Below are 213 nucleotides of genomic sequence, written 5' to 3'. Positions count from 1 at the left end.
AGGCCGCGCGTGCGCTTGCCGGGTGGTATGAAAAACAGGGCGATGAGGCTCACGCCAGAAGCGCCTGGCAGCAGCTGGCTGCACGGGGCGATGCGCAAGGGTGCTACCACTACGGCGACATGCTGCGCCTTGGCCTCGGCGGACCACACGATTATACGCAGGCCTTTATGCAGTACCGTCTCAGCGCGATGGCGGGAAACCGGATGGCGCAGT

General features: G+C 64.8%; 1 pseudogene. It reads left to right on the top strand.

Annotation, left to right across the window (positions count from 1 at the left end):
* Nucleotides 1-213 (top strand): annotated as a pseudogene (locus ADK28_RS32000) (hypothetical protein); the annotation flags it as partial.

This window comes from Serratia sp. 506_PEND, assembly GCF_001076875.1.
GTDB classification, from domain to species: domain Bacteria; phylum Pseudomonadota; class Gammaproteobacteria; order Enterobacterales; family Enterobacteriaceae; genus Serratia; species Serratia marcescens.
The sequence above is the reverse complement of the archived record's forward strand: the minus strand, read 5'-3'. Positions and strand labels throughout refer to the sequence as shown.